This window comes from Natroniella sulfidigena, assembly GCF_023223645.1.
GTDB lineage: Bacteria > Bacillota > Halanaerobiia > Halobacteroidales > Halobacteroidaceae > Natroniella > Natroniella sulfidigena.
This window is the reverse complement of record NZ_JALKBY010000010.1, coordinates 104,698-117,447: the sequence shown is the minus strand read 5'-3', so window position 1 is coordinate 117,447 and position 12,750 is coordinate 104,698. Positions and strand designations below refer to the sequence as shown.

Below are 12,750 nucleotides of genomic sequence, written 5' to 3'. Positions count from 1 at the left end.
TATAGTTTGAAGGAAGAAAACGACATTTATTCTAAAAACTGTTTTGAAATATGCTTCATGGGCTTAGAAACATTATAATATTATATCTTATCTATGATTATAAATAAATGTAATATTTCTGGTAATGATGTATTTAGCAGGTATAAATCATATATTTTTATAGAAAAATAATAATGATGATTAATTTAGAGCTAGGTTAAATACAAAGGAGGCAACATAATGGTAAATAATGATATTACAATTCAAAACTTGCAATCAGCTTTTGGAGGAGAGAGTCAAGCCTATCAGCGTTATATTGCTTGGGCCAACAAAGCTAAAGAAGATGGATTTCCTAAGGTTGGAATACTATTTAGAGCAATTGCTTATGCTGAAGAGGTTCATGCTGGTAATCACTTTGAGGTCTTAGATAATATTAAAGGGGATGTCTTAGTTGCTGCAGGAGCAGTATTTGGACTAGGAGAAACTGCAGAGAACTTAGAAGGGGCAATAGCAGGAGAAGACTTTGAAATTGAGCAGATGTATCCTGCATTTCATTTAGTAGCTAAAGATCAAGATGAACAAGATGCAGTCAAATCTTTTCATTATGCTCTAGAAGCTGAGAAGATTCATTCTAAGCTTTTTAATGAAGCTAAAGATGCTGTGGAGTCAGGAAATGATTATGATTTAGAATATGTGAGTGTCTGTGAGGTTTGTGGGCATACAGTGAAAGATGACAAACCGGATCAATGTCCAGTTTGTGGTGCATCAGCAGAACAATTTAAGGAATTTCATTAGAATAAAAAGACCAGCTGCTTTAAAGCAGTTGGTCTTTTTTTATTCTTAAGTTCAATTGATATATAGTGTAACTTTTCATTCGTGCAATAATGTGTTTGTGTAGGGGCGAATCTCTGTGTTCGCCCTTTATTTTTAAGTCCAAGCTACAGGTTTTAACCTGTAGTCCAATCGGGCTTCCGAAATCCCACCACAGGTTGAAACCTGTGGCTCGAGCCTTAATAAATCTTATTTTACCAACCGATCGCCATACGTTAAAACATATGGCTAATTTCTGTTTCACGGGCAGGCACGGAGACCTGCCCCTACAAAATTATTTTTACCCACACTCACACACATAACTGCCACAATATTGTAATTAAATCACAATTAAAGTTATACTTTATCTACTATTGAATATATATTGTAATAACTATTACTAAGGAGGAAATAAAATGAAATTATGCGATGAGTGTATTGGAAAGTTAGCTGCTGAATTGTCCAACCAGGCAGAAGCAATTTTCGAAAATATTTTTCCAATATTAAATCAAGGTAAAGGTTTAACAAAAAGAGAAATTGCTAGATTAGCAAGATTGAATAGATCCGCAACCAACTATCTTTTGCGAGAGTTAGAATCCAGTTTAGTTGTAGCTTATCAATTTCAGGGTCGAAATAAAGTCTATTATCTAACTGAAACTGGAAAGAGATTGTTAGAATTAGAAAAAGAAGAAGCGAACTCCAAAGAAAAAGAAGAGAAGGCTGAATCAAATGAAGAAGTTACAGAAGAAGTTGAAGAGGTTGAAGTCGAAGATTTAACATCAGAAATAGAAAAAGAAACTAATAAAATAATAGAAGAAGAAGTTAATAAAATAAGAACAAAGGAAAATAATGATAAAAATGAAGAGATTGAGGATAATAGCGAAGAAACTTCAGAAGTAAAAGAAAATAAAGATACCAAAGAAGAAACAACTAACATTAATTCTAATGATGCTGATTCTAAACCAAAAGACCAAGAGTTAAATTGGAGTATGTTTGAATAAAGGATTTTTAAATTTTTTTTAGTAAAAAGTAGATTTTGTTCTTGACAGATAATAAATTCTATGATATATTATCAGATGTTGCACCGAGGAAATATATTAATTTTAGGAGGGGTTCCCGAGTGGCCAAAGGGAGCAGACTGTAAATCTGCCGGCGACGCCTTCGAAGGTTCGAATCCTTCCCCCTCCACCATTTAATAGCCAACAGTTTATAGTAAGAATTACTAGTTGAATTTTTTAACTAAATCTTATAGACTGTATAGTAGTGATTATAGTAAGCCGGGGTGGCGGAATTGGCAGACGCATCGGACTTAAAATCCGATGGGACTTTCGTGCCCGTGTCGGTTCGAGTCCGACCCCCGGCACCATCTTTAAGAGCAGTGTATAGTTGATAATTGATAGTTGATAGTTGCTAATTAAAGTTCAAAAGCATAAAAAGAATTTGACTTTAACTATAAATTATACACTATAAACTATCAACTGAATTACTGTCGCGGGGTAGAGCAGCTGGTAGCTCGTCGGGCTCATAACCCGGAGGTCGTTGGTTCGAATCCATCCCCCGCAACCAATAAAAAAACAAATTGACAATTTACAATTGATAATTGACAATTAAAGGTCAAAGTCTTAAAAGATCTTAATTGTAAACTGTACATTATCAATTGTCAATTGAATTTATATGGCGGTGTAGCTCAGCTGGCTAGAGCATGCGGTTCATACCCGCAGAGTCGGGGGTTCAAGTCCCTCCGCCGCTACCAATTAAAATATAATAGTTATTAGTTACTTCCATTCCATTAAGAATGGATTTTTTTTATTTAATTAAAAAAATATACAGGAAAAAAGATAGTTAACCTTGAATTGTTATAATATACTAGATGATAAAAAATAATGATAAACAGAAAGGGGTGGTTAAGATTTCTTTTTATTTACAATTATTGGCTGAAGATTACAATTACCTACTGTTAGTTGCAGGTGGTATAGTTATTATTATAAGTTTGCTTTTATTATTAAAAAAGAAGAAAACAACAGAAAGTAATGATATAGATAAAGATTATAAGAATTTAATTCATTTGATTGAAACTGACTTTAAACAAGCATTGAATAAATTAGATCAAATAGAAGATATTGAGTTTAAAGAAGAGTTAATCTTAAAAGGTAAAAAAGATTTAAAAAAGAATTCTTATCGACAGATAAAAAGCTACTTTGTCAATCATGCTTTTTTAAAAGAGTTATTAGAAGAAACTTTTGCTCAAGATGTAGAACGAAGAAAAAAAGCAGCTTTTGTCTTATTAGAAATTGGAACAACTCAAGCTATTGATTATTTAATACCTCTCTTATATGATGAGGAGAGTGAAATTAGAAATTTAGTGATTCAAAACTTATCAAAACTTGATAACCCTAAAGTAATTACTACTTTGATTAACTACTTAGATTCTTGTGATGACTTAGCAACTTTAAATGTTTTAAAAGAATCTTTTCTAGAGCTTGGTTCTGTTAGTGTATCACAACTATTAACTTTACTAAAATCAAGGGATAAGTCCTATCTAAATTGGGTTGTAGAAATATTAGGGGACATTGGTGATAAGCAAGCTATTGATCCATTAATAAACTTGCTATATCAGCATCCTGATCCACAAATTAGAGTTATGGCAGCTAAGAGTTTAGCAAAGTTTGAGGATGAAAAGGTATTTAAAGCATTACTTCATAAAATTGAAGATGATAACTGTAATGTAAGAGCACAAATAGCTAAACTATTAGGGGAGTTTGATCAAAAAGAGGTTATTCCTTATTTATGTAAAATGTTGACTGATGATAGTGGGATTGTCAGAAACAATGCCTGTCAATCTTTACTTAAATCAGGAGATGAAGGGATTAAGTATCTGATTTTAGCAATTGAAACCAATGATTTAAAGCCTGATGTTATAAATAAAGTAAGAGGCTTAGATTCATTGAAATTATTAAAAGTTGCTAAAGAAATTTATCAAACTTCTAATAATGACGAAACTAATAAACTAAAATTAATCAAACAAAAACAAGAACAAGAAGATGAAGAACAAGAAGAACTAACCGGATAATTATCCAGTTAGTTCTTTTTTGTTTACAGAATAAATAAAATTTATTCTATTTTTTGAAGGAATTTACATATGGATCAAGAAAGATAAACTAAGAACAAATTCCTAAATTTTTTTAATAAAATATTAAATAATTGGGGCATAATAAGCAATTGTAAGAGTTTTAAACTAGATTAATTGGGAGGAATATGTAGGATGAAAAAATTAAAGGTATTATTTATATCTTCAGAAGTAGACCCTTTTGCTAAAACGGGTGGCTTAGCAGATGTAGCAGGTTCTTTACCGCAGGCAATTAAAGAATTAGGTCATGATATTAGAGTAGTTATGCCAGAGTATAGTCAAATCTCTGATGAATATCTTGAAAATTTAGAACATATACTTCATTTTAGGACTAAGGTTGGTTGGAGGGATAATTATGTAGGAGTTAATCAATTAAATAATAATGGAGTAACTACATACTTCATAGATAATAAAAACTATTTTGATCGTGAATCTCTCTATGAAAATCCCGATCAGCATATTCAATTTACTTACTTTTGTAGAGCTATTTTAGAGATGTTACCTAAGATTGGGTTTAAACCAGATATTATTCATTGTAATGATTGGCAAACAGGGCCACTAAGTATTATGTTAAAGGATAATTATCAACTGTATGATTTCTATAAAGATGTTAAAACAGTCTATACTATTCATAATTTGCGTTATCAAGGTCGTTTTGGAAAAGAGATCTTAAGTGATGTACTTTGCTTAGATAGTAAGCATTGGGATTCAGGGGTTCTAAAGCATGATAATTGTGTCAATTATATGAAAATGGGAATTAATATGTCAGATATTGTGACTACAGTCAGCAAAACTTATGCTGAGGAGATTAAAACTTATTATTTTGGTGAAGGGTTAGATTATGTAATGCGAATGAATGGTGATGATTTATATGGGATAGTGAATGGGATTGATTATGATACTTATGATCCAGCAACTGATCAAAGAATTTATGTTAATTATAGTGTTGATAATTTAAATGGTAAATATGAAAATAAAAAAAGGTTGCAAGAAGAGATGGATTTGCCAGTTAGAGATGATATTCCAGTGATTGGATTGGTATCTAGGTTGGTTGATCAAAAAGGACTTGATTTAATCGAAGAGATAATTTATGATCTGTTGCAAGAAAATGAACTTCAATTCATAATGCTCGGTACTGGCCAAACTAAGTATGAAGAGATGTTTAGTAGAGTAGCTCAAGAATTTCCTGATAAAATGGCAGCAAATATTAAATATGATGTTGCAATAGCCCAAAAGATCTATGCAGGCAGTGATATGTTTTTAATGCCTTCAAAATACGAACCATGTGGTTTAGGGCAACTATTCAGTTTAAGGTATGGTACCATTCCAATTGTAAGAGAAACTGGTGGTTTAAATGATACTATTCAGTCTTATAACGAAATTACTGGTGAGGGTAATGGATTCAGTTTTAGCAATTATGATGCTGACGATTTATTATATACCATTAGGCAAGCTATGTTAATTTATCATCAGCCAAAAATTTGGAATAAGCTTGTTAAAAGAGCAATGAGATCTGATTATAGTTGGCAAAATTCAGCTCAAGAATATGTGGAACTTTATTATAAATTAGTTGGAACTGATTCTAATTTTGATTAATTAGAACTAAGAATATAAGTGGAATGAGAAATTAATTTTAAGGAGGGAGTTGGAAATGTCAAAAATGGAAGGATTAAATTTAGATAAAATGCAGAACCAAGAAGAATGCTTAACAAGCTCTAGTGGGAATTTAAAGGAGTCAATTGAAGAGATTGAGGAAAGTAATATTTGGAGTCAATATCAACTAGCAGAAGAGTATGGTGAAAATAAAATAGTGATGCAGGTTAAAAACCCTACTTCAGCTCATATTTATTGGGAATTTACTACTGAACAGGCTAATCATATCTTAGCTAAATTAGGTTATCAGGACTTATCCCAGGTAGCGCTGATTTTAAGGTTGTACGATTTAACAATTAGTAAAGAGTATGATATTAATACTACGTTAGAGCATAGAGACTGGTATATTAATGAGTTGAATCCTGGACATAACTACCTAGTTAAATTAGGAATCATTGATAATGAAACAAAATTTCATCCTATAGTTGAATCTAATCCAATTAAAACACCTCGTAATACAGTCAGTGATAACTTAGATGAAGAGTGGATGATTGTAGAAGATAAATTAGAGAAGATTTATCTCCTCTCTGGAAAAGAAGAGTTAGCAGAAAGAGGATATAGTTCTCCAGAAGTTATCAAAAAAGAAGAGAGAGTGTTTAATTTATCAAGATTAGAGGAAGGATATAGTTCTTTTTCAATATTAAAAGGTAGTTCAGAAATAATCGAATAAATTAGATTCATGATTAATAAATCTAGATAATTAATTTGAGGAGTGATGACTATGTCGGAGGAGAAAGGTTATTTATCTTTAGTTTTACATGCTCATTTGCCTTTTGTACGCCATCCTGAAGAAAAAGATTTTTTGGAAGAAAGGTGGTTATTTGAGGCAATTACAGAAACTTATATTCCATTGTTAAATCATTTTGAAGGTTTACATCGAGACAGGGTAGATTATAGATTAACAATGTCTTTAACGCCCCCATTAATTTCGATGTTAACCGATTCATTATTACAAGAACGTTATATCAATTATCTTGATAAATCAATAGAACTTGCTTATAAAGAAATAGAACGAACTGCTAATCAGTCTAAAATTAATCGAACTGCAAAGATGTATTTAAATCAATTTGAAAAAAGTAAAGAAATTTTTATTAGCCAATATAATAAAAATCTAGTTAATGGTTTTAAGAAGTTTCAAGATTTGGGTTATTTAGAGTTGATTACTTGTGGAGCGACTCATGGGTACCTTCCTTTAATGCAAGAATATCCAGAGGCAGTTAGAGCTCAAATAGAGGTGGCAATACAGACCCATCAAAAGCATTTAGGAAGAAAACCTAGAGGTATTTGGTTACCGGAGTGTGCTTATTATCCAGGAGTGGAAAAGATATTAAAAGAGTATGATCTAAGATTTTTCATTGTAGATACACACGGTATTTTACATGCTGAACCACGACCTAAATATGGAATTTTTGCTCCTATTTATACCGAATCAGGAGTGGCTGCTTTTGGAAGAGATCAGGAGTCTTCTAAACAAGTTTGGAGCTCACAAGAAGGGTATCCTGGTGATTATAATTATCGGGAGTATTATCGTGATATTGGTTTTGAACTACCACTAGATTATATTCAACCATATATTCATGAAGATGGGATTAGAATTGATACAGGTATGAAATATTATAAAATCACAGGAGAAGATTGTGAAAAAGAACCTTATGATCATCAAGTAGCTAGAGAAAAAGCAGCACTTCATGCTGGTAATTTTATGGATAATAGAATTAAGCAGATTGAGAATTTAAGTAGTTTGATTGATCGTAAACCATTGATTGTATCTCCTTATGATGCTGAGTTATTTGGACATTGGTGGTACGAAGGGCCAAACTTTTTAAATTTCTTAATCAGAAAGATTGCTTATGATCAAGATAGTATAAAGTTGATCTCGCCAATTGATTATTTAGAAAAATATCCTAAAAATCAGATTTGTCAACCTCCAATGTGTAGTTGGGGAGCGAAAGGATATAATGATGTTTGGTTAGATGGCAGTAATGATTGGATTTATCGCCATTTACATCAAGCTACAGAAAAAATGATTGAGTTAGCTACAGAAATTAATGAGCCAGATGAATTAACTACAAGAGCTCTTGATCAAGCGGCTCGAGAATTATTGTTGGCTCAAAGTAGTGATTGGGCATTTATTATGAAGACTGGTACTATGGTTGAATATGCTGTAAATCGAACTAAAGCTCATATACATCACTTTTTTGATTTATTTAATCAGATCAAAGGTGAAAGTATTGATCAAGAATGGTTAAATAAATTAGAACATAATAATAATATCTTTCCTGAAATTAATTATAAAGTATATAGTGAGTTGTATATGCCTCAAATTAAGGGGCAAGGCGAAGAAATAGAGGTTCTTAGTTGAAAATTGTTTAAATCTATAAGGAATTATACAAATAGATGGAGGGGTAGAAATGAAAACTTTAGCATTAATTTTAGCTGGCGGAAGGGGAACAAGACTTGATATTTTATCTGATCATAGAGCAAAGCCTAGTGTGCCTTTTGCTGGAAAATATAGAATCATAGACTTTACTTTAAGCAATTGTGTTAATTCTGAAATTTATAATATTGGAATTCTAACACAATATTTGCCGATGTCATTAAATAATCATATTGGGATTGGAAAACCTTGGGATCTTGATCGTAGGATTGGAGGTGCAACCCTATTACAGCCATATACAGGAAAAGAAGGTGGTTGGTATGAGGGGACTGCTCACGCAGTCTCTAGAAATATTAATTTTATTAAGAATCAAAATCCAGACTATGTCATTATTTTATCAGGCGATCATGTTTATAAAATGAATTATAATAAATTAATATCTTATCATGAAGAAAAGCAAGCTGATTTAACTATTGCTGCCCAAAGGGTTCCTATAGAGGAAGCAAATCGCTTTGGAATTTTAGAACCAGATACCGAGATGAAGATCATTGATTTTCAAGAAAAACCAGATAACCCCCCAAGTAATTTAGCTTCAATGGGGATTTATGTCTTTTCTACTGATGTCTTAATTTCAAAGTTAAAAGAATATTGTAGTCGGGAATGTTCTGATTTTGGACATCATATTATTCCTAAAATAATTGAGCAGGATGATGCTTATTTATATGAATTTGAAGGTTACTGGAAGGATGTTGGTACTTTAGAATCATTTTGGGAGACAAATCTTGGCTTATTGAATTCTAATGAAAATATTAATCTATATGATGAAAATTGGAAAATTCATACAAGGAGTGAAGGGAAACCTCCTGTTAAATTTGGGAAAAATGGCTTAGCAATTAATAGTTTAGTATCAAATGGTTCTATAGTTAAAGGGGAAGTAAAAAATTCTGTTATTTCACCGGGAGTAGTTGTTGAAGAAGGAACTGTAGTTAAAGATTCTATAATCTTTAACGATACTGTAATTAAGAAAAATGCTATTATAGATCAAGCTATCATTGATAAAAATGTTACTGTCGGAGAAAAATCTCAGATAGGATTTGGAGATGATTTAACATCCAATTTTGAAAAACCTGAGTTGCTTAATAATGGCTTGAATGTGATAGCTAAAGGGGCTAAAATTCCTTCTGGTGTTAGAATTGGTCGTAACTGTAGGGTTGTTTCATATGTCAAGAAGAGTGATTTTAACAGTAAGAATGTAGCAAGCGGTAGTACTATTAGACCTCGTTACTAACTTTTATAAGTTTTTTAGTTAAAACTATATTCTTTTCTTGAATTGACTGAACTTTAATAGGTTATAATAATCATTAATAATGCAAAAAGAAAATAATTAAGACAGAAGAATAAAAATTAAGTTAATAAGATGGAGGGGTATAATGAAATTTTATGGTAGCTTTTCTATTACTCCAGAAATACCAATTGAGATTCAAGGATTAAAAAGGCTAGCTTATAATCTGTGGTGGTGTTGGAATCCAGAAGCAGAAGAATTATTTAAAATTATTGACTCTAAATTATGGGAAGAGGTCAATAAAAATCCAGTTGTATTTTTATCAAAAGTTGATTATGAGCGTTTAAAAGAAGTAACTAATAAAAAAGAGTTTATTAGAAATTATAAACAGGTTATAAATAACTTTGATAATTATTTAAAAGAAGAAGATACATGGTTTAATAGTAATTTTTCTTCGCTGATCAATGATGAGCAAAAAGTAATTGCTTATTTTTCAACTGAATTTGGTTTTCATGAGTCATTACCAATCTATTCTGGAGGATTAGGTGTTTTAGCTGGTGATCATTGTAAATCTGCAAGTGATTTGGGATTGCCTTTTATTGGGGTTGGATTGTTATATAGACATGGTTATTTCCGACAAAAAATTAATAATAAAGGATGGCAAGAAGCATTACATCCTAATTTGAATTTTAATAGGTTGCCAATTACTACAGTAAAAGATGAAGCTGGAGAGGAGTTATTAATCGAAGTAGATTTATTAGACAGAAAAGTTTATGCTAAAGTATGGGAGGTAAAGGTAGGGCGAATTTCTGTTTATTTATTGGATACTGATTTGGAAGCTAATCAAGGTCATGATCGCCAAATAACTTCTAGATTATATGAAGGAGATCAAGAAAAAAGAATTTGTCAAGAAATAATTTTAGGTATTGGTGGGGTTAAGGCATTATCTAAAATGGGATATGAACCCGTTGTCTGGCATATGAACGAAGGACATTCTGCTTATTTAGGACTAGAGAGAATAAGGGAATTAATTCATGAAAAAGGTTTGAATTTTGAGCAAGCTTTGGAAAAAGTAGCATCAAATACAGTTTTTACAACACATACACCGGTTCCAGCTGGAAATGAAACATTTCCTTTTGAACTTAAAGAGAAGTATTTTTCAAAGTACTGGAATCAATTAGGGATTAGTAAAGAAGATTTTATGCAATTAGGTTGTGTAGATTATCAGAAGTGTGAAGATTTTGGTTTGACTGTTCTAGCCTTAAAGTTAGCTAGGTTTAATAATGGAGTTAGTAGATTACATGGGAAGGTAGCTAGTGAAATGTGGGAGTCATTATGGCCTAATGTTCCAGTGACTGAAAATCCAATAACGTATATTACTAATGGAATCCACACATTGACTTGGTTAGCACCTGAGTGGAAGAAGCTCTTAGATCATTATTTACCGATTGATTGGAAGAATAGAATTAAGCATTCAGAAATTTGGAAGAAGGCTAAGGAGATTCCTGATAATAAATTTTGGCAAGTCCATCAAGATTTAAAGGTTAAGATGATTGATTATATTCATAAGAGTAATTTAGAACGAAAAAGAAGGTATGAAGTTGTGGAAGATGAAGATGAAATAAAATTAAACAAAGATAAATTAACTATCGGTTTTGCACGTAGATTTGCTACGTATAAAAGGGCCAACTTGATCTTTAGTGATTTGGAGCGATTAAAAAAGATTTGTAATCAAGAAGGAAAAGAAGTGCAAATTATCTTTGCAGGGAAAGCTCATCCGGCTGATGTTCCAGGACAGGAACTAATTAAAGAAATTCATGATATTGCAGAAAGTGATGATTTCAAAGGCAAAGTAATTATTTTAGAAGATTATGATATGAATTTAGCGAGATACTTAGTTCAAGGGGTTGATGTCTGGCTGAATAATCCACGTAGACCATTAGAAGCAAGTGGTACTAGTGGTCAGAAAGCAGCAGCAAATGGTGGTCTTAATTTTAGTGTATTAGATGGATGGTGGTGTGAAGGATATAATGGTAAGAATGGCTGGGCGATTGGGCATAAATCTGAATATAGTAATAATCAAGAACAAGATTTGATTGACAGCAATTCTATTTATAAAATATTAGAAGAAGAGATAATTCCATTATATTATGATCATAATGAAGATGGTATTCCTGAAAGATGGATCAAAAGAATGAAAGAAGCAATGGTTACTAATGCCCCTGAATATAGTACAGATCGAATGGTAGAAGAGTATACTGAAAGGTTATATATTCCAGCATTAAAACGCGGTAAAGAGTTATGGAAACATGATTATCAACAAGCTAAAGAATTAGCTGAATGGAAAGCTAAATTAAGAAATAATTGGCATGAAATAAACCTTTCAGTTCAAAAACAAGCAGATCATAATTATAATATTAATGAAAATATTAACTTGAGTGTTCAAGTTAAATTAGGATCTTTAAAGCCAACTGATGTAAAAGTTGAGGTTTATCTAGCAACTGCTAAAGATGATGAGAAAATAGAAAGTATTCCTATGAAATTGAAGGAAGAAAGGAAAAATGGGATCTATATTTATAATGCTAAAGTCAGATTATGCCAGAGTGGAACTTATAATTATACATTTAGAATAACTCCAAACCATAAAAGATTAACCCAAAAGCATGAACTTGGTTTAATTAAATGGCTTTAAAAAACACTGGTCTTCCAGTGTTTTTTTTATGGCAAAACAATTTCACATTTTCAGTGTATAAAATTGTTCAATTTGTAAAAAATATTAGGGTAGAGTTATTTTAGGGAGCGATAAAATGTTTCAATTATTTTTAAGAACAGTCTTTATATATTTTTTGACTTTATTTGCTATTAGATTGATGGGTAAAAGAGAGATTGGAGAATTATCACCTTTTGATTTAGTAGTTTCCATTATGATAGCTGAATTAGCTGTAATTGTAATAGAAAATAGAGGCTCATCATTATGGGATGGAGTTATTCCACTTTTAACTTTGGTAGGAATAGAGATTGTTGTTTCCTATTTATCATTAAAGAGTGAATTTATTAGAAAGACAGTCAATGGAACCCCTAATATTATAATCAAAAATGGAGAAATCATGAAAGAAGAATTAAAAAAATCAAGATATACAATTCATGATTTGTTAGCACAGTTGCGGCAAAAAGATATTTTTAGGATTAATGATGTCGAATTTGCTATTTTAGAAACTTCTGGTGACTTAAGCATTATTCCTAAATCTCAAAAGAGAATGGTAACTCCTGAAGATTTAGATTTAGATACTAAATATGAAGGGTTACCAATAGTATTAATTGCAGATGGAGTGATTAATTATAAGAGCTTAGAAGAAGTAGAACTTAATGAAGAGTGGTTATTAAATAAATTAAGAGAACATAATATTAATCATCCATCTGATGTATTGTTAGCTACTTTAGAAACTAATGGACAGTTTCATGTTACTGAAAAATAGTTTATTTTTAACTTATTCCCAGTTATATTATTTCTTCAAAGTGTAA

At 31.3% G+C, this 12,750-nt stretch carries 9 protein-coding genes and 4 tRNA genes; all 13 read left to right on the top strand.

Going from position 1 to position 12,750, the window contains the following annotated elements:
* Positions 1-216 precede the first annotated feature (216 nt).
* The 13 genes from MWH28_RS08135 (at position 217) to MWH28_RS08075 (ending at position 12,704) form a co-directional block, all read left to right on the top strand.
* Positions 217-774, top strand: coding sequence for a rubrerythrin family protein (locus MWH28_RS08135; protein ID WP_428323574.1), 558 nt, complete (start codon positions 217-219; stop codon positions 772-774).
* A gap of 431 nt (positions 775-1,205) precedes the next feature.
* Positions 1,206-1,790, top strand: a complete 585-nt coding sequence (locus MWH28_RS08130) for a replication-relaxation family protein (RefSeq protein ID WP_248618861.1) — start codon at positions 1,206-1,208, stop codon at positions 1,788-1,790.
* A 105-nt stretch (positions 1,791-1,895) separates the two neighbouring features.
* Positions 1,896-1,980 (top strand) — tRNA-Tyr (locus MWH28_RS08125).
* An 85-nt stretch (positions 1,981-2,065) separates the two neighbouring features.
* Positions 2,066-2,155, top strand: a tRNA-Leu gene (locus tag MWH28_RS08120).
* 124 nt (positions 2,156-2,279) lie between these two features.
* Positions 2,280-2,355 (top strand) — tRNA-Met (locus MWH28_RS08115).
* Positions 2,356-2,465: 110 nt separating this feature from the next.
* A tRNA-Met gene (locus MWH28_RS08110) sits at positions 2,466-2,542 on the top strand.
* Between the two features lie 117 nt (positions 2,543-2,659).
* Positions 2,660-3,859, top strand: coding sequence for a HEAT repeat domain-containing protein (locus MWH28_RS08105; protein WP_248618860.1), 1,200 nt, complete (start codon positions 2,660-2,662; stop codon positions 3,857-3,859).
* Positions 3,860-4,051: 192 nt separating this feature from the next.
* Positions 4,052-5,512, top strand: coding sequence for a glycogen synthase GlgA (glgA, locus tag MWH28_RS08100; RefSeq protein WP_248618859.1), 1,461 nt, complete (start codon positions 4,052-4,054; stop codon positions 5,510-5,512).
* Between the two features lie 55 nt (positions 5,513-5,567).
* The gene (locus MWH28_RS08095; protein ID WP_248618858.1) at positions 5,568-6,239 is read left to right on the top strand and encodes a DUF4912 domain-containing protein; all 672 of its coding nucleotides are present in this window, start codon (positions 5,568-5,570) and stop codon (positions 6,237-6,239) included.
* Positions 6,240-6,290: 51 nt separating this feature from the next.
* Positions 6,291-7,931, top strand: a complete 1,641-nt coding sequence (locus MWH28_RS08090; protein WP_248618857.1) for a glycoside hydrolase family 57 protein — start codon at positions 6,291-6,293, stop codon at positions 7,929-7,931.
* Positions 7,932-7,980: 49 nt separating this feature from the next.
* On the top strand, positions 7,981-9,234 hold the full coding sequence (locus MWH28_RS08085) for a glucose-1-phosphate adenylyltransferase (protein ID WP_248618856.1): 1,254 nt from the start codon (positions 7,981-7,983) through the stop codon (positions 9,232-9,234).
* 142 nt (positions 9,235-9,376) lie between these two features.
* Positions 9,377-11,920, top strand: a complete 2,544-nt coding sequence (gene glgP / locus MWH28_RS08080; protein WP_248618855.1) for an alpha-glucan family phosphorylase — start codon at positions 9,377-9,379, stop codon at positions 11,918-11,920.
* A 115-nt stretch (positions 11,921-12,035) separates the two neighbouring features.
* Positions 12,036-12,704: a DUF421 domain-containing protein gene (locus tag MWH28_RS08075; RefSeq protein WP_248618854.1), complete on the top strand. Its 669-nt coding sequence runs from the start codon at positions 12,036-12,038 to the stop codon at positions 12,702-12,704.
* Positions 12,705-12,750: the final 46 nt, after the last annotated feature.